The organism is Micromonospora sp. B9E7 (assembly GCF_039871815.1).
Lineage (GTDB): Bacteria > Actinomycetota > Actinomycetes > Mycobacteriales > Micromonosporaceae > Micromonospora.
This window is the reverse complement of the sequence record NZ_JBDPLX010000018.1, coordinates 121,121-142,538: the sequence shown is the minus strand read 5'-3', so window position 1 is coordinate 142,538 and position 21,418 is coordinate 121,121. Positions and strand designations below refer to the sequence as shown.

Here is a 21,418-nt window from a genome sequence, read left to right as displayed (position 1 = left end):
AAGCTACCCCCGGTTACTCGACATCGACTGGGACCATGACCACCGTGAAGATCGTGCAGCGCTGGTGGCGCTTGCGCTACCCCGCCTACCTGCTCGGCATCGTGGCCGGGATGGCCATGATGTGGCTGCCCGTCAAGACCTTCAACGACAACGACGCCTGGGAGGACCGACTCCGGGCTGACGGCGTGCCAGTCCAGGCAGTCATCCACGAGACCGTGCACAAGAGACGCAACAGCAACACGATGCATATGCGTTATCAGGTCGCAGGGGCCCCGCGTCAGGCCGAGGTCGGCTGCTGGGAGGCCTGCCTCCCAGCCGACACCGAGGTGCGGATCTGGGTCAACCCCGACGATCCACATGATTTCGTGACCGAGTTCGGGACGTTGAGCGGGAATCGCGGCCGACTGCAGGGCGTGATCGGTGCGGCGGGTCTGATCCTGTCCGGCACGATGCTGGCCGCCGTGGTCGGCCGCTTCGTCGGACGACGACGAGCCCGCCGACATCGCGACTGGCAGCGGCAACAGCGAGAACAGCGCCGCCGACAGTTCCTGAACGCCAGGGGCGGGACGAAGCGCAAACCGAGCCACCGCTGATCGCGCCGTCGCCCGCCCCGGACAAAGGCTCGACGGCGCTGTCCTCGGACTACACGCAGACCCAGCAGTACAGCCGGTGACCCCGATCGCTCGCATGGCGTGCGAGCAGAGACAGTTCACCCAGGAATCCGGCTATCAGGTCCGGGTCACCCTGGCCCCAGAACTCCTCCGTCTGCGACCACGAGACGGCCACCGCAGACAAACGCCCGGATGTGCACTCGACGAGTGCCTGCTGCAACTCGTCAGTGAGCGACAGCACCAGCCGCTCGCCCTGGTCTCGGACCGCTACGTCCATCGCCCACCGTGGGCGAGCATAGATGGCGTCGATGCCGACGCCGGTGAGCAGGTCCTCCAGGGTTCCCATCTGCACCATCGGGTCGACGCCCTTGACGGCCAGCACCGGCAGACCGTGCTCGGAGAATCGGACGCGCGGTCGCCTGAGGCGATCCATCGCCGCACGATCGCCGGCACGGATCGCCGCCCGCAGCTCGGGTGACACGGGCTCGACCCCGCCCGGGCCGCCCTCGACGTCGATCGTCGCGGCAGCGTCCTCGTCCGACCCGGCAGCGAAGTATTCGTAGAGGTTTCCCACTCGGGAATCCTCCCCCACCCGCGACGATCGGCCTGCCAGCAGAAGCCGCTCAGGCAGCTGCTGGCGGTCACGCGCAGTCTCCACCTACTACCTGTCGAGGCAACGACTCAGCCGCTTGACCTCGGGAACAGGCCGGATTCAGACGTTGAAGCGGAACTCCACGACGTCGCCGTCCTGCATGACGTACTCCTTACCCTCGATGCGGACCTTGCCCGCCGCCTTGGCCGCCGCCATCGAACCGTGCTCGACCAGGTCGTCGTAGGAGACTACCTCGGCCTTGATGAAGCCGCGCTGGAAGTCGCTGTGGATGACACCCGCGGCCTCCGGCGCGGTGGCGCCGACCGGGACGGTCCAGGCGCGCGCTTCCTTGGGGCCGGCGGTGAGGTACGTCTGGAGGCCGAGGGTACGGAAGCCGACCCGGACGAGCTGGTTGAGGCCGGGCTCGTTCTGCCCGATCGACTCCAGCAGCTCGCGGGCCTCCTCTTCGGGCAGGTCCACCAGCTCAGATTCGATCTTGGCGTCCATGAAGACGGCCTCGGCGGGGGCGACCAGGGCACGCAGTTCGTCGAGGAACGCCTCGTTGGCCAGCTCGGCCTCGTCGACGTTGAACACGTACAGGAAGGGCTTGGTGGTGAGCAGGTGCAGCTCGCGCAGGTGCTCCAGCTCGATCTTGGCGGCAGCGGCCCCGGAATAGAGGGTGGTGCCGCCGTCGAGCACCTCGATGGCGGCCTTCGCGGCGGCGACCGCGGCGGCCCGGTCCTTGCGGAGCTTGGCTTCCTTCTCCAGCCGGGGCAGCGCCTTGTCCAGGGTCTGCAGGTCGGCGAGGATCAGCTCGGTGTTGATCGTCTCGATGTCGTCGGCCGGGGAGATCTTGCCGTCGACGTGCACCACGTTCGGGTCGGAGAAGGCCCGGACCACCTGGCAGATCGCCGAGGCGTCCCGAATGTTCGCCAGGAAGGCGTTGCCCCGGCCCTGTCCCTTCGACGCGCCGCGAACCAGGCCGGCGATGTCGACGAACGACACCGGGGCCGGCAGCACCTTCTGCGAGGAGAAGATCTCGGCCAGCTTGCCCAGCCGTTCGTCAGGAAGCCCGACCACGCCGACGTTGGGCTCGATGGTGGCGAACGGGTAGTTCGCCGCCAGCACGTCGTTCTTGGTCAACGCGTTGAAAAGCGTGCTCTTGCCGACGTTGGGCAGGCCGACGATGCCGATGGAGAGACTCACGACCAGCCAGCTTACGCGGGTGCCGGTTGGGCCGGCCGAGGCGGCTCCGATCCGACCGGAAACGACGGCCGGCAGAGCCGTCGACGCTCAGCCGAGCAGGCGTGGGGCGATGACCGCCTCCCGGACGCTGCCGTCCACGCCGCGGCTGACCTCGTACGCCGAGACGCCCTCGCGGTCCGCGACTGCCTCGACCAGCCGGGTGCCCCGGTAGACCAGGCCGGCCCCGTCGTCGGTGCAGTGGCTGGTCGGCAGCGTCTCGTCACCGACCAGTTCGTGCATGAGTGGACGGCGTTGGCCCTCGCTGTCGTAGTGCACCCCGTTGCCGTACGGCAGCCAGCCCAGGCCCTCGGTGAAGCCGCGCAGCCGGGGACCGAAGCTGTCGGTGGCGCCGCCGACGTGCCAGCAGATCGAGCCGGCGGAGACGCCGGCCAGCACCACGCCGGCCTGCCAGCACTCGTGCAGGATCTCGTCGAGCCCGTGCACCCGCCAGACGGCGACCAGGTTGGCCACGCTGCCGCCGCCGACCCAGAGCACGTCCTGGGCGAGCAGGTGGGCGCGGACGTCCTCGACGTTCGGCATGGGGAACAGGGCGAGGTGCGACAGCCGGAACCGGGTGTCGGCGAACGCGCCGTAGACAGCGGTCAGCGAGGTGGGCTGGTCGCCGACGGCCTGCCCGAGGTAGCAGACCCGCGGTTGCGGACCCGCCTCGGCCAGCTCGGCCGCCAGCTCGAAGACCGGGCTGGGGCGCATGTCGTAGGGCCCTCGGTCACCCCGGGAGAAGCCCATGCTGGTGGCGATGATGGTCGGCTCGCTGGCGGGCATCGGGGCGTCCTTCCGTCGGGGTGGCGCGGTGTCCATCCTGCCTCAGTCGGCACACCCTGCGGGCCGTGACCGCGCCAATTGTGATCATGAGGCTTGACAGTCACCGGGACCCCTCCGGCCGGCGCTGGCGAGGCACCTCGACCTCGGGCCAGCAGGCGAGGGCCGGCTGGTCCGCCAGGGGCAGTTGCTCTGCGGCGGCACGGGGCAGGGTGAACCGGTCGGCGGCGGCCGGGCCCGCCGAGAACGACTCGCGCAGCATCCACCGCACCTCGTCGGCCATCCAGCCCAACCCGGGCCGGGCGGCGATCTCGCGAACCAGCCGCCGGCCGACACGGGTGTCGTCGTCGTAGAAGCGCATGCACCAGTGGTGTGTCCACATCCCGAGCGCCCGCAGGCCCGCATCGTCGAGTGAACCGGCCAACCGGCCGCAGGCGGTGTCGGAGAAGACCTGGTCGGGGTCGCCCGCCCGGTCCCGTTCGATGGCGCCCACGGCGGCCGGCGCGACGGCCCGCATCCGTCGGTAGAAGGACTGCGCCACAGCGCGGGGCAACGGTGGAAACGCACCCGATGTCGACGCCGCCGCCCAGCCCGCCACGCTCGCCATCCGCCGCACCCCTTCTTGAGTTGGTGGCCGGACGGTACCCGTCACGACCGACACTTCCGGGCCGGAAAAAGCCCTCGGATCGTGGATAGCGACGATGACCTGGGGCGTCTGTAGGTGTGACAACGAAACGGGGGTGGTGAGTGGACGAGGACGACCGCGCGCGGTTGGCCGAGTTCGTCGGCAGCCGGACTCCGGCGCTGATGCGGGTCGCGTACCTGTTGACCGGGGACCGCAGCGCCGCCGAGGACCTGTTCCAGACCGCGTTGGCGCGGACCATCCCGAAGTGGGGAACCATCCGACACGCCGATCCCGAGGGATACCTGCGCGTGGTGATGTACCGCGAGCAGATCAGCTGGTGGCGGCGACTGCGCCGATGGCGGGAGACGCCGCTCAACCCGGCCGACGAACCGGTCGGCGCCGACCCGAGCGGCGGCTCCGACGTGCGGTTGGCGATGCGGGCCGCACTTCGTCACCTACCACCGGCACAGCGGGCGGTGGTGGTCCTGCGCTACTACGAGGACCTACCCGAAGCCCGGGTGGCCGAGCTCCTGGGCTGCTCGGTGGGCACCGTACGCAGCCGAACCCACCGGGCGGTCAAACGGCTGCGCGACCTGCTGCCGGAGATCGAAATGCTGGAGGTACGGCAGTGACCGATCCCTTCGAGCGCCTCATCCGCTCCACCCTCACCGACCTGGCCGAGGAGGCACCGATCGTGCATGACCAGTTGAATCGAGCGGAACGGCGGGTACGCAACCGTCGCCGTGCCACGGTGACGATGGGGGCGGTGGGCGCCCTCGCGGCGATCCTGGTCGCCACGCCGTTCGCCCTCGCCGCGACCGGCTCGGACGCGCCTCCCCCGGCCGTGCCCAGCCCGGCCGGCCCCGCGCCCGTGCCCAGCCCGCCGGTGCCCACCCCGTCCGCGCCCACCGTGGTGCCGACGCCGAGCCCCGGCGGCGCGAAGGCGGACCCGTTCAAGATGCCGGGCACGCCCGGCGTACCGGGCCAGCCGACGGTCAAGCCGAGCCCGTCGAGCCTGTCCGGCAGGCCAGGCGCACCGGGCGACCCGTTTGTCGTACCAACCCCGTCGCCTCCGCCGGGCCCGCCCGGTGTGCCGGGTCGGCCGACGGGCACGCCGATCCCGTCGCGTTGAGCAGAACCGGTCAGGTCGGTGGTTCTTCCGCCCCGGCCTGACCGGTCAGCCCAGGAGATTCCGGTCACCTTCGCGCGGCGCTCCCCGTACGGGGAGCCACGAACGGGACGTACCGGTCCACGGGATTTGTCGAGGCCCGGTGCGCCCGCTCATTCTTGGGCCATGACCGATCCCGGACACCCGAGGTGCGAGCTGCGGGGGCGACGATGAGCACCGCGATGGCCCGGGTGCCCGACTCCCTCCGGGGACAGATCGTCACACCCGGGGACCGCCGGTACGCGCAACTGCGCTCGACGTACACCACGTCGGCCTCGCCGGCCGCCGTCCTGCTGCCGAAGACCACCGCGCAGGTGGTCGACGCGCTCCGATTCGCCCGGGAGCAGCGGCTGCCCATCGCCGTCCGCAGCGGCGGGCACGGCTTCTCCGGCGCCTCCTCCAACAACGGCGGCGTGGTCATCGACCTGTCCATGCTCAACCGGGTGCAGGTGCTCGACGAGCGGGCCGGGCTGGTCCGGGTCGAGGCCGGCGCCCGCTGGGCGAACGTGGCGAAGACACTGGCCCCGTACGGCCTGGTGATCAGCTCGGGTGACCACGGCGGTGTCGGCGTCGGCGGCCTGGCCACCGGCGGAGGTATCGGCTGGCTGGTCCGCGCCCACGGTCTCACCGTCGACCGCGTCCGCGCGGTCGAGGTGGTCCTCGCGGACGGGACGCTGGTACGCGCGGACGCCGATCACGAGCCGGAGCTGTTCTGGCTGGTCCGCGGCGCGGGAGCGGGCGCGGGGATCGTGGTGGCCTTCGAGATCGAGGCCGCCGAGCAGCGCAACGTCGGCGTGGCGCAGGTCGTCGTCGAGGCGCGTCCGGACGGGCGCACCATCCGGGAGTGGACCAGCTACCTCGCGCAGGCACCACGGGAGTTGTCCGCGGCCGCCGTGGTGTACGCCGAGGGCCGCTCGGCACTCATGTCCATCACCGCCGTGGTGGCCGCCGAGAGCCTGCGCCGGGCCCGACCCGCGGTGGAGCCGCTGCTCGCCATCGGCAGGGTGCTCGAACACCGGACGGACCTGTTGCCCTATCCGACCCTGGTACCGACCGCGCATCTGCACCCGAACGTCGGGCAGCAGCGCGGCACCACCACCAACGGTCTGTTCCGCGGCCTGGACGACGCCGGCGCGCGGGCCGTGATGCGAGCGGTGACCGGGCCGGGGCGGGCGGTGATCCAGCTCCGCTCGTTGGGCGGGGCGATCAACGACGTCGCTTCCGACGCGACCGCGTACCCACATCGCCACCAGGACACGATGGTGGTCGCCTCGGTGTTCCCACCGCAGGGCGCCGGAGCGCTGGACGCCGCCTGGCGGGCCGTCGGCGCCCGCGCCGACGGGGCGTACGTCAACTTCGAGAGCCGGCCGGGCCCTGGCGTGTTCGACCGGATCTACCCGGGCGAGACCGGGGCCCGGGTGCGGCGGCTGTGGAAGCGGTACGACCCGGATGGCGTGTTCCGCCCGGCCCTGCTGACCGGCCAACCCAGCCGATCCGGCCAGTCCACCCGCGCAGGCCAGCCGGCCCGCTCGGGCCAGCCCGGCCGGCCCGGTCACTCCGCCCGGTCCGGCCAGCCGCACCGGCGCCGCCGCTGACCACGTCGGGCGCACGCCAAGGTCCGAATCCCGCCAGCCGTCGGCTGGTCGGGCGGGGCATCATCGGGGACATGGAGATGGACTTCGAGCGGTGTTACCGGGCCGTGGACAGCCGTGACCAGCGGTTCGACGGCTGGTTCTACACCGGCGTGACGTCCACCGGCATCTACTGTCGACCGTCCTGCCCGGCGATCACCCCCAAGCGGCAGAACGTCCGGTTCTTCCCGTCGGCCGCCGCCGCGCAGGGTGCCGGGCTGCGCGCCTGCCGCCGCTGCCGTCCGGACGCCGCGCCCGGCTCACCGCAGTGGGACATCCGCGCGGACGTGGTCGGCCGGGCGATGCGGCTGATCGCCGACGGGGTGGTCGACCGTTCCGGCGTACCGGGCCTGGCCTCCCGCCTCGGCTACACCGAGCGGCACCTGCACCGGATGCTGAGCGCCGAGATGGGCGCGGGTCCGCTCGCGCTGGCCCGGGCCCAGCGGGCGCAGACCGCCCGGATCCTGATCGAGACGACCGACCTCGGGATGGCCGAGATCGCGTTCGCCGCGGGCTTCGGCAGCGTGCGGCAGTTCAACGACACGCTCCGCGAGGTGTACGCGAGCGCACCGTCGGACCTGCGGACGGCCCGTGGCCGCCAGCAGGCAGCGACCGGGGCGGGGACCATCGCGCTGCGGTTGGCGTACCGCCCGCCGTTGCACGCCCGGGCGCTGCTGGACTTCCTCGCGGTGCGGGCGTTACCCGGGGTGGACGAGGTCCGCGATGGGACGTACCGCCGGGGTCTGCGGTTGCCGCACGGCACCGGTGAGGTGGCGCTGACCCCGGCGGACGGGCACGTGGCGGCGACGTTGCGGCTGGCCGACCTGCGCGACCTGGCGCCCGCGGTGGCCCGGTGTCGTCGGCTGCTCGACCTGGACGCGGACCCGACGGCGATCGACGCCACACTCGCGGCGGACCCGGCGCTCGCCCCGGCGGTGGCGGCAGAGCCCGGCATCCGGGTGCCCCGCGCGGTGGACGGCTTCGAGATGGCCGTCCGCGCCATAGTCGGCCAACAGATCTCGGTAACCGCAGCCCAAAAAGCCCTGACCCGCCTCCTGGCCGCCCAGGACCCCGTTGATCATGAGGTTGACGAGGCCGATGGAGATCGAACTCCAGGCCAACCCCATGATCAACGGGGCAAGGCGGGGCGGGGTGGAGCGGCGGGCGCGGGCGGGCTGCGGGGGTTCCTGAGCGCGGAGGAGTTGCTGGGTTTGCCGGACAGCGGGTTCGGGATGCCTTCCGCGCGGCGGGAGACCTTGCGGGGGTTGGCTCGGGCCGTGGTGGACGGGTCGGTCGACCTTGTGGCGGGGGTGGATCGGGAGGAGGCCGTGCGGCGGCTGCTCGCGCTGCCCGGCATCGGCCCGTGGACCGCCAACTACCTGGCCATGCGCGCCCTCGGCGACCCGGACATCCTGCTCAGCACCGACCTCGCGGTCCGGCGCGGTGCCGCCGCGCTCGGCCTGCCCGACACCCAAAAGACCCTCGACGGGTACGCCGAGCGTTGGCGTCCCTGGCGGTCCTACGCCACCATCAGACTCTGGAGAGCGGCATGAGCATCGACAGCACCGTCCTGAACACACCTACCGGCCCGCTGAGCATCCTCGCCGGCCCGGACGGCGACGTACGGGCGGCCGGCTTCACCCCGGACCCGGCGGCACTGCTGCCCCTGGTCCACCCGACCCTGCGGGCACCGCTGCGGCAACGGGCCGACCTCGGCCCGGTCAGCACGGCCGTCCGCTCCTACCTGGACGGTGACCTCGCCGCCATCGACGCGGTGCCGGTCCGTCAACTCACCGGCGGCGAGTTCATGGCACACGCCTGGCAGGTGCTGCGCGAGGTGCCGCCGGGCACCCCGGTCACCTACACCGGGTACGCGGCACTGGCCGGCCGGCCACCGGCGGTGCGAGCCGCCGCAGCGGCCTGCGCCCGCAACGCGGCGGCGCTGTTCGTGCCCTGCCACCGGGTGCTCCGCACCGACGGGTCGCTCGGCGGCTACCGCTGGGGGCTGGAGGTGAAGCAGTGGCTTCTCGGTCATGAGCGACGCTTGACAGCAAGCTGACAGGAGCATCGACACCTGTTAGACGCTACCGTCTGGTAGTGCCTGTGGAGAGCGACGGCGACCCGGCCGCGCGGGCCGCTGCGGGCACCAACCCCGTGCACAACCTCTGGCGGCTGCACCCCTACCTGCGCCCGTACGCTGCCGAGTTCGCCTGGTTGCTCCTCGCCGGGCTCGCCGGCACGGCCGCCGGGATCGCCGTACCGCTGGTCGTGCAGCGGGTGGTGGACGGCCCGGTGGCCCGACACGAACCCGGCGGGCTGCTCCAGCTCGGCGGCCTGGCACTGCTGCTCGGCGTGGTCGAGGCGGTGCTCATCTTCATCCGCCGGTGGGTGCAGTCCTCCTCGGCCGTCGGCATGGAGGCGGCGCTGCGCGCCGACGTCTACGCCCACCTGCAACGGTTGCCGACGAGCTTCCACGACCGTTGGCAGTCCGGCCAGTTGCTCTCCCGGATCACCAGCGACCTGTCGGTGATCCGCCGGTTCCTCTCCTTCGGCGTGTTCTTCCTGGTGCTCAACCTGACCACCTACGTGGTCGTGGTGGTGCTGCTGATCAACCTGCACCCGGTGCTCGGGGTGCTGGTGGCGGCCAGTGCGGTGCCGCTGCTGTTGATCAGCCGCCGGTTCGGGCGGCACTACCACGCCGCGTCCCGGCGGATGCAGGACCAGCAGGGCGACGTGGCGACCCTGGTCGAGGAGACCGCGCAGGGCCTGCGCACCATGAAGGCGTACGGCCGGGGGCCCGAACTCGCTGCCCGCTTCACCGGTTCCGCCCGCAGGCTGCACGACACCGGCGTCGGCAAGGGACGACTACTGGCCGACACCTCAGCGCTGCTCGACCTGGTGCCCAACGTGACCCTGGGCGTGGTGCTGGTGGCCGGGGCTGCCGCCGCCGCGGAGGGCGCACTCACCATCGGTGAGCTGGTCGCGTTCGTCAGCCTCCAACTGATGCTCATCTGGCCGGTGCAGTCCCTGGGTTGGATCATCGCCAACGGTCAGGAGGCCGCCACCGCCGCCGACCGGATCCAGGAGGTGCTGGACACGCCGCCCCGGATCGTGGACTCCCCCGGCGCGCTCACGCTGCCCCGCGACGCGGTCCACGGTCAGCTCCGCTTCGAGGGGGTCGCGTTCAGCTACCCGGGGGCCACCGCACCGGTGCTGTGCGAGATCGACCTGACCATCGAACCGGGCGAGACGCTGGCCCTGGTCGGCGCGACCGGCTCCGGCAAGAGCACGCTGCTGTCCCTGGTGCCCCGGCTGCACGACGTCACCGCCGGCCGGATCACCCTGGACGGGCACGACCTGCGCGAGCTTCGGCTGGCGTCGCTACGCCAGCTGGTCGGGGTGGCGTTCGAGGAGCCCACGCTGTTCTCCATGTCGGTCCGGGAGAACCTCACCCTGGGTCACCCGGACGCCGGCGACCAAGACGTCCGGGCAGCCCTGGCGCTGGCCCAGGCCGACTTCGCGCACGACCTGCCGTGGGGGTTGGCCACCCGGGTGGGTGAGCAGGGGCTGTCCCTCTCCGGCGGGCAACGGCAACGGCTCGCGTTGGCGCGGGCGGTGCTCGGCCGGCCGGCGGTGCTGGTGTTGGACGACCCGTTGTCCGCGCTCGACGTGCACACCGAGGCACTGGTCGAGGCGGCGCTGCGCCGGGTCCTGCGCGACAGCACCGCGCTGCTGGTGGTGCACCGGCCGTCGACGATCGCGTTGGCCGACCGGGTCGCCCTGCTCGAAGACGGGCGGATCACGGCGATCGGGCGGCACTCGGAACTGCTCGCCAGCGTGCCGGCCTACCGGGCGCTGCTCGCCGCCGAGCCACCCGCCGGGCAGCCACCGCCGTCCGGCGCCGCCGGGTCGAGCCCGTCCGCTTCGGACGGCTGGGGGCTGGTGCACTCGTGACCGTGCCGACGCAGGCCGACCCCCCGCCGGAGGAGGAGCCGGAGCTGACCCGTTGGCGCGGAACGGCCACCGACCCGGAGGCCGACCGGAGCCGAGCCGAGGACGCGGCACCCGAGGCGGTGGCCCGACTGCGCGGGCTGAGCCGGGCCCTGCTGGCCGACCTGCTCCGCCCGCACCGGGGACGACTCGCCGCCGCTGTCGGCCTGCTGCTGGCCCAGAACGCCGCCGCGATGGCCGGCCCGTACCTGGTCATGATCGGCATCGACCGGGCCATCACGCCGCTGCGCGCCGGCGATCCGGGCCCACTGATCGCCGTCGCCGGGGCGTTCGCGGTGGCCTCGGTGACCGAGTACGCGGCCCGCCGGGGGTTCCTCACCCTCTCCTCGCGGATCGGCCAGGCCGTCCTGCTGGACCTGCGGCAACGGGTGTTCGGGCACTTCCTGCGGCTGTCAGTCGGCTTCCACGAGCGGTACACCTCCGGCCGGATGGTCTCCCGGCTCACCAGTGACCTGGACTCCATCGCCGAACTGGTCGACGGTGGCATCGACAGCCTGGTGCTGGCCGGGCTGTCGATCCTGTCGGTGGCCGCCATCCTGCTCTGGCTGGACCTCCCGCTGGCCGCCGTGACGCTCTTCGCCTTCCCGTTCCTGTTCTGGCTCTCCCGCTGGTTCGCCCGGTCGTCGGCCAGCGCGTACCGACGGACCCGGGACGCGGTCGCGCTGGTCATCGTGCACTTCGTCGAGTCGATGCGGGGCATCCGGGCGGTGCAGGCGTTCCGCCGCGAACCGCGCAACCAACGGATCTTCGTGGCGCTCGGCGACGACTACCGGCGCACCAGCCTGCACGCGTTCCGACTGATCGCCACGTACTCGCCCGCGATCAAGCTGATCGGCAACGTCACCGTGGCGGTGGTGCTCTGCTACGGCGGTTGGCGGGTGCTCGGCGGGCAGACCGAGATCGGTGTGCTCGCCGCGTTCCTGCTCTACCTGCGCCGCTTCTTCGAGCCGATGCAGGAGCTGAGCCAGTTCTACAACTCGCTGCAATCGGCCACCGCCGCGTTGGAGAAGCTGGCCGGGGTGCTCGACGAACGGCCGGGTGTCGCCGAGCCGGCCCGGCCCACACCTCTGCCGGCCGGGCCCGGACGCGGTGAGTTGACCTTCCGGGCGGTCTCCTTCGGCTACCGGGCCGACACCCCGATCCTCGGCGGGCTGGAGCTGACCGTGCCGGCCGGGCAGACCGTGGCGCTGATCGGGCCGACCGGCGCGGGCAAGTCGACGATCGCCAAGCTGGTCGCCCGGTTCCACGACCCGGACACCGGCACGGTCCGGCTCGACGGGGTGGACCTGCGCCACGTGAGCGACGCCGACCTGCGCCGGGCGGTGGTGCTGGTGACGCAGGAGAACCACCTCTTCAGCGGGACCGTCGCGGAGAACATCCGGTTCGGCCGCCCGAGCGCCGACGACGCCGCGGTCCAGGCCGCCGCGCGGGCGATCGGCGCGCACGACTTCATCGCCGCCCTACCCGAGGGGTACGCCACCCAGGTGCACCGACGCGGCGGCCGACTCTCCGCCGGGCAGCGGCAGTTGGTCGCGTTCGCCCGGGCGTTCCTGGCCGACCCGACCGTGCTGATCCTGGACGAGGCGACGTCGTCGCTGGACGTGCCGACCGAGCGGTTGGTCCAGCGGGCACTCGGCACCATCCTGCGCGACCGCACCGCCCTGGTGATCGCGCACCGACTCTCCACCGTGGAGACCGCCGACCGGGTGCTCGTCCTCGACGACGGCCGGGTCGTCGAGGACGGCCCACCCGCCGTGCTGGCAGAGGCCGACGGTCGGTACGCGGCCCTGCACCGCCAGTGGCGCGACTCGCTGATCTAGGTCGGTGCTGCCGGACGGCCGGTGTGTTCGGCGGCAACTCCGTCGCCCCGCAGCCGCGAGGTGCCTACGATCGGGGGATGACCGATACGGCGAGGACGGCCCGCGCCGGCGTTCCCGAGCGTCCGACCCTGGACGGGCTCGAGGAGAGCTGGGCACGCCGCTGGCAGGAGGAGGGCACGTACGCGTTCGACCGCTCGAAGGAGCGCAAGGATGTGTACGCCATCGACACCCCTCCGCCGACCGTATCGGGCGAGTTGCACATGGGGCACGTCTTCTCGTACACCCACACCGACACCGTGGCGCGCTACCAGCGGATGCGCGGCAAGGCCGTCTTCTACCCGATGGGCTGGGACGACAACGGTCTGCCCACCGAGCGGCGCGTGCAGAACGTGTACGGGGTGCGCTGCGATCCGGCGCTGTCGTACGACCCGGTGTGGCGGCCGCCGGCGGCCCCGGTCGACGACGCGGCCCGCCGTGACCCCACCCCGATCTCCCGGCGCAACTTCATCGAGCTGTGCGAACGGCTGACGGTCACCGACGAGCAGGCGTTCGAAGCGCTGTGGCGGCGGCTGGGGCTCTCGGTGGACTGGTCGTTGACGTACACGACGATCGGCCGGATCGCCCGGGCCACCAGCCAGCGGGCCTTCGTGCGCAACCTGCTCCGCGGTGAGGCGTACCAGTCGGAGGCGCCGACGTTGTGGGACGTCGGCTTCGCCACCGCGGTCGCCCAGGCGGAGTTGGAGGACCGGGAGCGCCCCGGCGCGTACCACCGGCTGCGGTTCACCGCGCCCGGCGGGCGTGAGGTACTCATCGACACCACCCGTCCCGAGCTGTTGCCGGCCTGCGTGGCGCTGGTCTGTCACCCCGACGACGAGCGGTACGCCGACCTGGTGGGCGGCACGGCGCGCAGCCCGCTGTTCGACGTCGAGGTGCCGGTGTACGCGCACCCACTCGCCGACCCCGCCAAGGGCACCGGCGTGGCGATGGTCTGCACGTTCGGTGACCTGACCGACGTGACCTGGTGGCGTGAGCTGCGACTGGACGCCCGGGTGGTGATCGGGCGGGACGGGCGGCTGCTGCCCGAGCCGCCGGCCGGGGTGCCGGCCCAGCCGTACGCGGCGCTGGCCGGGCAGACCGTCAACGGCGCCCGCCGGGAGATCGTCGGGATGCTGGCCGACGCGGGTGACCTGATCGGTGAGCCGCGCCCGATCACCCACCCGGTGAAGTTCTACGAACGCGGCGACCGGCCACTGGAGATCGTCTCGACTCGACAGTGGTATCTGCGCAACGGCGGCCGGGATGCCGAGCTGCGGGCGACGCTGCTGGCCCGGGGCGGGGAGCTGCACTGGGTGCCGGCGCACATGAAGCACCGCTACGACAACTGGGTGGGCGGCCTGACCGGTGACTGGCTGGTCAGCCGGCAGCGCTTCTTCGGCGTGCCGGTGCCGGTGTGGTACCGGCTCGACGACACTGGCGAGCCGGACTGGTCCCACCCTCTCACGCCGGACGAGTCCGCGCTGCCGGTTGACCCGTCCAGTGATCCGGCACCCGGCTACGACGAGTCGCAACGCGGTCATCCGGGTGGCTTCATCGGTGACCCGGACGTGCTGGACACCTGGGCCACCTCGTCGTTGACCCCACAGATCGTCGGCGGTTGGGAGACCGACCCGGACCTGTTCGCCCGGATCTTCCCGATGGACCTCCGGCCGCAGGGGCAGGAGATCATCCGGACCTGGCTCTTCGACAGCGTGGTCCGCTCACACTTCGAGCACGGTGTGCTGCCCTGGCGGGACACCGTGCTCTCCGGCTGGATCCTCGACCCGGACCGGAAGAAGATGGCCAAGTCCAAGGGCAACGTGGTCACCCCGCTGGCCCTGCTGGAGCAGCACGGCTCGGACGCGGTGCGCTACTGGGCGGCCAGCGGCAAGCCCGGCATGGACCTGGCCTTCGACCCGGCCCAAATCAAGATCGGCCGGCGGCTGGCCACCAAGCTGCTCAACGCGTCCAAGTTCGCGCTCGGGCTGGGTGCGGCGGACGCGCTGCGCGCCCCGTACGACAACTCCAGCTCGGCGCGTCTGACGCCACGCCGCGACCTGGAGCTGTCGGCCACCGCCGCACTGGACCGGGCCATGCTCGCCGAGCTGGCCACCGTGGTCACCACCGCGAGCACCGCCTTCGACGCGTACGACCACACGGCGGCGTTGCAGGCCACCGAGGCGTTCTTCTGGCGGTTCTGCGACGACTACATCGAGCTGGTCAAGGAACGCGCGTACGGCACCGGCGCGGGGGCCGACTCGGCGCGGGCGGGGCTGGCCTCGGCACTGTCGGTGCAGCTACGACTGTTCGCCCCGTTCCTGCCGTACGTGACCGAGGAGGTCTGGTCGTGGTGGCGGTACGGTTCGGTGCACCGTGCGCCGTGGCCGACCACGTACGAGGTGGCCCGGACGATCGAGGGGTCGGGTGAGCCGGCACTGCTGCGCCTCGCCGGCGACGCGTTGAGCCAGGTGCGACGGGCCAAGTCGGAGCGGAAGCTGTCGATGAAGGCGGAGGTGCCGCTGGCCGAGGCGCTCGGCCCAGCGGCGCTCCTGGAGCAGCTCACCCTGGTCGCCGACGACCTGCGGGCCGCTGGCCGGATCGCCAAACTCGACCTGCTCCCCGACCGCACCCCGGAGCTGGTCATCGCCTGCGCCTTCTGACCCGTGTCCGCCGCCGCCCACCCCCCGGGGCGGCGGCGGACCGGCGTCACCAACCGCGCAGGAAGCGCAGCCCGAGCAGGAACGCGACCACCGCGGGCCCGACCAGCAGGGTGATCGCCTGGAGGCGGTACGGCATCCGGTGCCGGGTCAGCTCACCCGCGTTGCCCAGGACGATGGCCCCGGCCAGCATCAGGAACGCGCCCCACCAGCCGGTCTCCGGGTCGATCAGATCCACCCGTATCAGTTGCAGGGTCAGGCCGAGCAGCGCGCCGGTCAGCGCCAGCAGGGCCACCGCCCGGTGCAGCCCCCGGGCCAGCGGGTGGGCCGCCCGCCAGCCGTAGGTGCCGGCGACCGCCAGGCAGGGCAGCACCACCAGCAGCGGCCAGCCTCGCCCCATCACACCGAACATCAGCAGCGCGCCCACCGCGAACACAATCGTGCCGACGCAGGCGAGCATGTACCCGGCGAAGGCCCGGCCACCTCCCCGGGCCAGCAGCGGCCCGCCGCTGGCCGCGATCAACGCGGCCGGAATCAGGATGAACACGGCCCACCAGTGGAACTGGCCGCTGCCCTGGGCGGCCGTGGCGACCGTGGCGCAGGCCAGCCCGGCGACCGCCAGGCTGGTCAGCCACGGCCGGCTGCTTCGGGAGTACGGCTCAGCCAACGTCCGCTCCGCTTCGACGCTCACACCCGACAGCCTGGCCCGCAGGGGCCCGACCGGTCCATCCGGCCAGCCCTACCGCCGGGCGGGGGCTGGCCGGAACAGCGGCTCGCACCGGTGTCAGCTCGTCTCGCCGGCCACGCTGAACGACCGCAGACGGTCGATGGCCAGCACCGTGAAGCCGACGCTGACCAGCGCGGTCATCACCGACGCCACCGGCACCGACACGCTGGTCTCCAGCAGCCCGGTGGGGGCGAGCCGATCCGCAAGCGCGATCACGTACTGCTGGATGGAGAGCACCTTGGTCCCGCTGACGAAGTTGCCCAGCAGGCCCTCCCAGATGAGCACGTAGACCAGGCCGAGCAGCACCGGCCGTCGGGTGACCAGGCTGAGCGCCAGGAACAACGCCGAGTACGCCAGCGCGCCGAGCGCCGCCGCGACGGCCAACGCCAGTCCGAGGCGTACCGAAGCGGCCAGCACGCCCGCGACGTAGAGCGGCACCGCGACGGTGGCCGCGCTGACCCCGGCGGCCACCGCGAGCTTCGGCAGCACGATCTGCCAGCGCGGCAGCGGCTTGGTCAGGATGTGCACGACGGTGCCGTCGTCGATCTCGGCGCCCAACACGCCCGTGCCGATGATCAGCGCGACCACCGGCAGCACCACGGCCAGCCCGAGGCCGACCAGCACCGGCGGCCCCCACTCGCCCGGGTCCACCCCCAGCGACCGGCAGAGCACGGCCAGCCCGAGCAGCACCAACGGCAACGGAAGCAGCAGCAGGAACCGACGCCGGCCGAACAGCCCGCGTGCGGTGATCCAGGTAATGGTCGACATGTCAGGCCTCCACCAGGTAGGAGAAGACGCTCTCCAGAGACTCGTCGGACGGCACCAACTGGCGCACCCGGATGCCTTGCTTGAGTGCGATCCGGGGCAGCGCCCGGGTGAAGGCGCCGTAGTCACCGGCCCGCACCGTCAGGCCCGTGGGGTCCAACTCGACCCCGCTGACCGACGGCTCGGCGATCAGCGCGACGGCCAGCGCCCTGTCGTTCGTCGACCGCACCGCGAACACGTGCGGGCGGTTGGTCATCAACCGGCGGATGGTCCGGAAGTCGCCGGAGGCCGCCAACCGCCCGGCCACCATCACCTGCACCGTCCCGGAGACCTGCTCGACCTCCTCCAGGATGTGCGAGCTGAACAGGATCGTCCGGCCGGCGTCGCCCAGGCTGTGCAGCAGCTGCATCATGTGCAGCCGCTGGCGCGGGTCCATCCCGTTGAACGGCTCGTCGAGCAGCAGCACCTGCGGGTCGTGCACCATCGCGGCGGCCACCCGGGCCCGCTGCCGCATCCCCTTGGAGTACGTGCCGATCCGGCGGTCCTGCGCCGACTCCAGCTCCACCAGGTCGATCGCCCGCCGGGCCGCCCCCGCCGGGTCGGCCAGCCGGTGCAGCTTCGCGCTGGCCAGCACGAACTCGTACGCGGTGAGGAAGCCCTGCACCGCCTCCCGTTCACTGACCAGCCCCAGCCGCCGGTAGACGTCGGGGTTTCGCCAGGTCGGCTGGTCGTCCAGGGTGACCGCGCCGCGCGACGGGGCGAGGAACCCGGCCATCATGTGCAGCAGCGTGGTCTTACCGGCGCCGTTCGGGCCGAGCAGGCCGGTCACGCCCGGCCCCAGGGCCATGCTGATGTCGTTGACCGCGACCACGTTGCCGTACCACCGGGACACCCCGGTCAGGCTCAGCGTGCTCATCAGGAGGCGACCTTCCGGTAGCGGGCCAGCAGGAGGGCGGTCGCGCCGGCGACCAACAGCACCGCGGCCAGGGCGTAGACCGGGCCGAACCCGCCGATCATCATCTCGCCCGGATCGCCCTCGACCAGCAGGTCACCCAGCGACCAGATGCCCACCCCCTGCACCAGCGTGGAGGGCGAGGCGAGCCCGGCCAGCTCGTTGGCGGCACGCGACGGCAGGATGCTCAGCACCCCGACGATCGGGGTGGTCATCAGGAAGACCGCCACCACCCCACCGGCGGCGAAGGCGCGCTTGCCGGTCAGCGAGGCGACCAGCAGCCCGACCGAGGCGAAGACCACCGCCCACAGCCCGGCGTAGAGCAGCCCGGGCAGCAGGTCGAGCAGCTCGTTCCACACCCCGCGCATGCCCTGCTTGGTGGTGAAGGCGGCACCCAGGAACATCAGCAACTGCGGTCCGCCGAGCAGCAGCCAGAGCGCGGTGACCAGCGCCAGCAGCTTGGCCAGCGCGTAGTCGGCGCGCGGCAGTGGCCGGGAGAAGTACAGCGGCAGCACACCGCTGCGCAGGTCCCGGGAGACCAACTCCGGAGCGACGACCGCGACGAAGAAGATGACAAGCCAGCTCATCGCGTCGGCGAACTGGGCGTACGTGGCGACCGGCTCGCCGATCTGGCTGCGTACCGCGGCCAGGGCCACCGCGACCAGGGAGACGATGCCGACCACCAGCCACGGGAAGATCTTGGCCTTGGCGCTGCGCCCGAACCCGAACGCGGTGCGCAGCCCGTGCAGGTAGAGGGCGCCGAAGACCTGGCGGCGGCCCAGCCTCGGGCCCTGGTAGCGCTGGTAGCCGATGTCGTGGATGACGCCTGTCGGCGCGGGGCGCACGGCGGCTGCGGTCGGCTCAGGCATGGGAGAGCTCCCTCGTCGCGAAGAGTTCGGCCACCCGGTGCCGGCGCTGGTCCAGTCGGTGCAGTGGCAGGTCCAGTTCGGCGACCGCGCCGAGGATCAGGTCGTAGGTGCCGTCGTCGGCGAGTGGTACGAGGAGCAGTCGCCCGTCCCGCGCGACCGGCAGCTTCAACTCGGTCAGCCGGGCGGCGAGTTCCTCGGTGCCCTCGCTCACCTCCACGGCGAGCACATCGGTCGCCGAGGTCATCGCGGAGATGTTGTCGGCGCGCAGCAACCGGCCGCCGTCGATGGCGATCAGGGTGTCGCAGATCCGCTCCACCTCGCCGAGCAGGTGCGAGCAGACCAGCACGGAGATGCCGAACTCGGTGCCGATCCGGTGCACCAGGGCGAGCATGGCGTCGCGGCCGGCCGGGTCCAGGCCGTTGGTCGGCTCGTCGAGCAGCAGCAGGTCGGGGTCGTGCACCAGCGCCTGGGCCAGCTTGACGCGCTGCTTCATGCCGGTCGAATAGCCACCGACCGGACGGTAGCGCTCCTCGTAGAGGCCGACGTGCCGCAGCGCCTCCGACGCCCGCTCGCGGGCGGCGGTGCGGGGCAGGCCGCTCATCCGGCCGAGGTGGGTGACCAGCTCGGCGGCGGACAGGTCCGGCGGAAGGCAGTCGTGCTCGGGCATGTAGCCGACCCGGGCACGGACCTGCGCCGGGTCTGCGGTCGGGTCGATGCCGAGCACCGACACCTGACCACTTGTCGGTGGGATCAGGCCGAGCAGAATCTTGATCAACGTGGATTTGCCGGCGCCGTTCGCGCCCACCAGGCCGATGATCCCGGGCTCGACGGCGACGGTGAGGTCGGCGAGCGCGGTGACCCGACCTCCGTACGTCTTGGTGAGCGACTGGGTCGCGATCAGTGTCACGCTGCCCAGCGTAGGGAGTGGATGCCCGGCGCAGGCACCGCCGCGCCCCCGGCGCTTCCCTGATCCTTGGCGTAGCGGACCCCTAAGGTCCCGCTAGCCGGCTGGTGGGAAAGTTTTCCCCGGTCCTGCGCCCGGCGCGACCCCGTTTCGGAAAAGCCCGCCGGGGGGTGGGACGATTCATCTTCCGTTCAGTGGGCAGCAATCCGTCGGGCGTTCGGCGACGGCGCGAGTCTCGGGCGGGTCGAGGTGGGCGTGCCCACGGTGGACGACTCCGGTTCCGCGACGAGCGGTGGGTGTGGAGCCGGATGCGGTCGGTGGCGGGCTGGCGGATCCGGCGTCGGTCCTACCCGCCGGTGTCGTGGAGTGGCGCTCTCGACCGATCGGCGGTCGGCTGCGAAACTGTGTGCCGGTCAGCGAGTGGGGGGTGTGGATGAGCAACGGTTGGGTGCTGCCCGACGAGGTGCTGCGGGACGCACCGGCGTACACGCCGCGTCCGGGTGAGCTCGCGGATCTTGAGCTGCTGCTGACCGGCGCGTACGCCCCTCTGACCGGTTTCATGACCCGCGCCGACCTGGTCTCGGTGAGCCGACGTGGCCGGCTGGCCGACGGTGAGCCGTGGCAGGTCGCGGTGACGCTCCAGGTGCCGACCTCCCTGGCCGAGAGCTTCGATCCGCGGGACCCGGCCCGCCGGGCGCTGGTGCTGACCGACGGCGAGGGCGCCCCGGCGGCTGCCCTGGACGTGGCGGACGTCTGGCAGGTACGCGACGGCATCGCCGGCGTCGGTGGCCCGGTCCGACGGCTGGGCGACGGTGGCCACGGCCCGTTCCAGCGGCTGCGCCGCAACCCGGAGGAGGTCCGCGCGCTGCTGCCCCCGGGCCGGGTGCTCGGCGTCATCGCCGATCGGCCGCTGCATCGGCCGCAGCTTGCCCAGATCGCCCATGCCGCCCGCACGTTGGCCGCGCACCTGCTGGTGATGATCCCGGTCGGTGAGGGCGGCGTCGGTGGCCTCCCGCCGGAGGCACTGGTGCGCACCATCTTCGCCGCCCGGGACCGGATGCCACCGGCAACCGTTGTCGCGGTGCCCCTGTCGCACCGACGTGAGGAGATCAGTGACGCGCTGCTGCGCGCCCGGGTCTCCGCGTCGTACGGGGTGACCCACCTGCTCTCCACCGGGGAGATGCTCTCCGGCGCCGGGCTGCGGGTGCTGGTGCCGCGCGAACTCGCCTACGACAACCGGGACGGGCAGTGGCGCTGGCGGGAGGACATCCCACCGCGTAACCGCCGGCTCGCCCTGACCCAGCAGGAGATCGACGACCTGCTCGACCGGGGCTTCCCGCTGCCGGAGTGGCACACCCCTCCGGCCGTGGCGAGGGAGCTGGCCCGGGCCCGACCGCCGCGCCGACACCGGGGGCTGGTGGTCTTCATGACCGGCCTCTCCGGTTCGGGCAAGTCGACGATCGCCCGAGGGCTCGCGGACGCCCTGCGCGAGAGCGGCGACCGCACGGTGACCCTGCTCGACGGGGACGTGGTGCGCCGGGAGCTCTCCGCCGGGCTGGGCTTCAGCAAGGCCGACCGGGATCTCAACGTCCGGCGGATCGGTTGGGTGGCCGCCGAGGTCGCCCGGCACCGTGGGGTGGGCATCTGCTGCCCGATCGCGCCGTACGCGGCCGCCCGCGCCACGGCCCGGGAGATGGCTCTGGCCGCCGGGGCGGGTTTCGTCCTGGTGCACGTGGCCACCCCGCTGGAGGTGTGCGAGCGCCGGGACCGCAAGGGCCTGTACGCGCGAGCACGCGCGGGCCTGCTGACCGGGATGACCGGCATCGACGACCCGTACGAGGAGCCGACCGACGCCGACCTGGTGCTCGACACCACCGACATGAGTGTGGCGGACGCGGTGCAGGCGGTGCTCCATCACCTGACCGAGACCGGCTGGGTGGAGTTGAAGATCGCGTCTGCCTGAGGCGTCGCCGTACCCCGTTCCTTCCACCGCTACCCGCTACGCGCTAGTGTTCATTCTTGTTG

General features: G+C 72.3%; 19 protein-coding genes. 10 read left to right on the top strand and 9 right to left on the bottom strand.

Annotated elements, in window-relative coordinates; all coding sequences use genetic code 11:
* Positions 1 to 35: 35 nt before the first annotated feature.
* The gene (locus tag ABGB10_RS25190) at positions 36 to 593 is read left to right on the top strand and encodes a DUF3592 domain-containing protein (RefSeq protein WP_347663420.1); all 558 of its coding nucleotides are present in this window, start codon (positions 36 to 38) and stop codon (positions 591 to 593) included.
* Positions 594 to 642: 49 nt separating this feature from the next.
* Here the strand turns inward: ABGB10_RS25190 and ABGB10_RS25185 are convergent, their stop codons facing one another.
* The 4 genes from ABGB10_RS25185 to ABGB10_RS25170 form a co-directional block, all read right to left on the bottom strand.
* A complete protein-coding gene (locus ABGB10_RS25185; RefSeq protein WP_347663419.1) occupies positions 643 to 1,185 on the bottom strand; it encodes a hypothetical protein in 543 nt (180 codons plus the stop codon).
* A gap of 138 nt (positions 1,186 to 1,323) precedes the next feature.
* A complete protein-coding gene (gene ychF / locus ABGB10_RS25180) occupies positions 1,324 to 2,409 on the bottom strand; it encodes a redox-regulated ATPase YchF (protein ID WP_278141597.1) in 1,086 nt (361 codons plus the stop codon).
* Between the two features lie 87 nt (positions 2,410 to 2,496).
* Complete coding sequence (locus ABGB10_RS25175) at positions 2,497 to 3,231, bottom strand: peptidase E (RefSeq protein ID WP_347663418.1); 735 nt, start codon at positions 3,229 to 3,231, stop codon at positions 2,497 to 2,499.
* 100 nt (positions 3,232 to 3,331) lie between these two features.
* Positions 3,332 to 3,835 carry a hypothetical protein gene (locus tag ABGB10_RS25170; protein ID WP_347663417.1) on the bottom strand — a complete coding sequence of 168 codons (504 nt, stop codon included), beginning with the start codon at positions 3,833 to 3,835 and terminating at the stop codon, positions 3,332 to 3,334.
* A gap of 140 nt (positions 3,836 to 3,975) precedes the next feature.
* Here ABGB10_RS25170 and ABGB10_RS25165 point away from each other — a divergent pair, with 140 nt between their 5' ends.
* The 8 genes from ABGB10_RS25165 (at position 3,976) to valS (ending at position 15,179) form a co-directional block, all read left to right on the top strand.
* Positions 3,976 to 4,485, top strand: coding sequence for a SigE family RNA polymerase sigma factor (locus ABGB10_RS25165; RefSeq protein ID WP_347663416.1), 510 nt, complete (start codon positions 3,976 to 3,978; stop codon positions 4,483 to 4,485).
* A complete protein-coding gene (locus tag ABGB10_RS25160; protein ID WP_347663415.1) occupies positions 4,482 to 4,985 on the top strand; it encodes a hypothetical protein in 504 nt (167 codons plus the stop codon). Before ABGB10_RS25165 ends, ABGB10_RS25160 begins: the two co-directional genes overlap by 4 nt.
* Before the next feature lie 206 nt (positions 4,986 to 5,191).
* A complete protein-coding gene (locus tag ABGB10_RS25155) occupies positions 5,192 to 6,616 on the top strand; it encodes an FAD-dependent oxidoreductase (RefSeq protein WP_347663414.1) in 1,425 nt (474 codons plus the stop codon).
* Between the two features lie 71 nt (positions 6,617 to 6,687).
* Positions 6,688 to 8,205, top strand: coding sequence for an AlkA N-terminal domain-containing protein (locus ABGB10_RS25150; RefSeq protein ID WP_347663413.1), 1,518 nt, complete (start codon positions 6,688 to 6,690; stop codon positions 8,203 to 8,205).
* Positions 8,202 to 8,711 carry a methylated-DNA--[protein]-cysteine S-methyltransferase gene (locus ABGB10_RS25145; protein ID WP_347663411.1) on the top strand — a complete coding sequence of 170 codons (510 nt, stop codon included), beginning with the start codon at positions 8,202 to 8,204 and terminating at the stop codon, positions 8,709 to 8,711. Before ABGB10_RS25150 ends, ABGB10_RS25145 begins: the two co-directional genes overlap by 4 nt.
* Positions 8,712 to 8,749: 38 nt before the next feature.
* Positions 8,750 to 10,606 (top strand): ABC transporter ATP-binding protein, encoded by a 1,857-nt coding sequence (locus tag ABGB10_RS25140; protein WP_347663410.1) that lies wholly within the window; start codon positions 8,750 to 8,752, stop codon positions 10,604 to 10,606.
* Positions 10,603 to 12,483 (top strand): ABC transporter ATP-binding protein, encoded by a 1,881-nt coding sequence (locus ABGB10_RS25135; RefSeq protein ID WP_347663409.1) that lies wholly within the window; start codon positions 10,603 to 10,605, stop codon positions 12,481 to 12,483. The genes ABGB10_RS25140 and ABGB10_RS25135 overlap by 4 nt, the downstream gene beginning before the upstream one ends.
* Positions 12,484 to 12,560: 77 nt before the next feature.
* Positions 12,561 to 15,179: a valine--tRNA ligase gene (gene valS / locus ABGB10_RS25130; protein ID WP_347663408.1), complete on the top strand. Its 2,619-nt coding sequence runs from the start codon at positions 12,561 to 12,563 to the stop codon at positions 15,177 to 15,179.
* Between the two features lie 46 nt (positions 15,180 to 15,225).
* On the opposite strand, the gene ABGB10_RS25125 is transcribed toward valS, so the two are convergent.
* The 5 genes from ABGB10_RS25125 to ABGB10_RS25105 all read right to left on the bottom strand — a co-directional run bounded on the left by ABGB10_RS25125 (position 15,226) and on the right by ABGB10_RS25105 (position 19,396).
* Positions 15,226 to 15,867, bottom strand: a complete 642-nt coding sequence (locus ABGB10_RS25125; protein WP_347663407.1) for a hypothetical protein — start codon at positions 15,865 to 15,867, stop codon at positions 15,226 to 15,228.
* A 93-nt stretch (positions 15,868 to 15,960) separates the two neighbouring features.
* Positions 15,961 to 16,671 (bottom strand): ABC transporter permease subunit, encoded by a 711-nt coding sequence (locus tag ABGB10_RS25120; RefSeq protein ID WP_347663406.1) that lies wholly within the window; start codon positions 16,669 to 16,671, stop codon positions 15,961 to 15,963.
* A gap of 1 nt (position 16,672) precedes the next feature.
* Positions 16,673 to 17,584 (bottom strand): ABC transporter ATP-binding protein, encoded by a 912-nt coding sequence (locus ABGB10_RS25115; protein ID WP_347663405.1) that lies wholly within the window; start codon positions 17,582 to 17,584, stop codon positions 16,673 to 16,675.
* Positions 17,584 to 18,489 (bottom strand): ABC transporter permease, encoded by a 906-nt coding sequence (locus ABGB10_RS25110; RefSeq protein WP_051724274.1) that lies wholly within the window; start codon positions 18,487 to 18,489, stop codon positions 17,584 to 17,586. Before ABGB10_RS25110 ends, ABGB10_RS25115 begins: the two co-directional genes overlap by 1 nt.
* Positions 18,482 to 19,396 carry an ABC transporter ATP-binding protein gene (locus ABGB10_RS25105; protein ID WP_347663404.1) on the bottom strand — a complete coding sequence of 305 codons (915 nt, stop codon included), beginning with the start codon at positions 19,394 to 19,396 and terminating at the stop codon, positions 18,482 to 18,484. The genes ABGB10_RS25110 and ABGB10_RS25105 overlap by 8 nt, the downstream gene beginning before the upstream one ends.
* Positions 19,397 to 19,826: 430 nt before the next feature.
* On the opposite strand from ABGB10_RS25105, the gene cysC reads away from it, so the two are divergent.
* On the top strand, positions 19,827 to 21,356 hold the full coding sequence (cysC, locus tag ABGB10_RS25100) for an adenylyl-sulfate kinase (protein ID WP_347663402.1): 1,530 nt from the start codon (positions 19,827 to 19,829) through the stop codon (positions 21,354 to 21,356).
* The last annotated feature ends 62 nt before the right edge of the window (positions 21,357 to 21,418 follow it).

Coding starts and splice junctions, on each gene's coding strand:
- ABGB10_RS25145 (WP_347663411.1), top strand. CDS start 8,202: ATGAGCATCGACAGCACCGTCCTGAACACACCTACCGGCCCGCTGAGC.
- ABGB10_RS25150 (WP_347663413.1), top strand. CDS start 6,688: ATGGAGATGGACTTCGAGCGGTGTTACCGGGCCGTGGACAGCCGTGAC.
- ABGB10_RS25170 (WP_347663417.1), bottom strand. CDS start 3,835: ATGGCGAGCGTGGCGGGCTGGGCGGCGGCGTCGACATCGGGTGCGTTT.
- ABGB10_RS25110 (WP_051724274.1), bottom strand. CDS start 18,489: ATGCCTGAGCCGACCGCAGCCGCCGTGCGCCCCGCGCCGACAGGCGTC.
- valS (WP_347663408.1), top strand. CDS start 12,561: ATGACCGATACGGCGAGGACGGCCCGCGCCGGCGTTCCCGAGCGTCCG.
- ABGB10_RS25175 (WP_347663418.1), bottom strand. CDS start 3,231: ATGCCCGCCAGCGAGCCGACCATCATCGCCACCAGCATGGGCTTCTCC.
- ABGB10_RS25155 (WP_347663414.1), top strand. CDS start 5,192: ATGAGCACCGCGATGGCCCGGGTGCCCGACTCCCTCCGGGGACAGATC.
- cysC (WP_347663402.1), top strand. CDS start 19,827: ATGAGCAACGGTTGGGTGCTGCCCGACGAGGTGCTGCGGGACGCACCG.
- ABGB10_RS25120 (WP_347663406.1), bottom strand. CDS start 16,671: ATGTCGACCATTACCTGGATCACCGCACGCGGGCTGTTCGGCCGGCGT.
- ABGB10_RS25190 (WP_347663420.1), top strand. CDS start 36: ATGACCACCGTGAAGATCGTGCAGCGCTGGTGGCGCTTGCGCTACCCC.
- ABGB10_RS25115 (WP_347663405.1), bottom strand. CDS start 17,584: ATGAGCACGCTGAGCCTGACCGGGGTGTCCCGGTGGTACGGCAACGTG.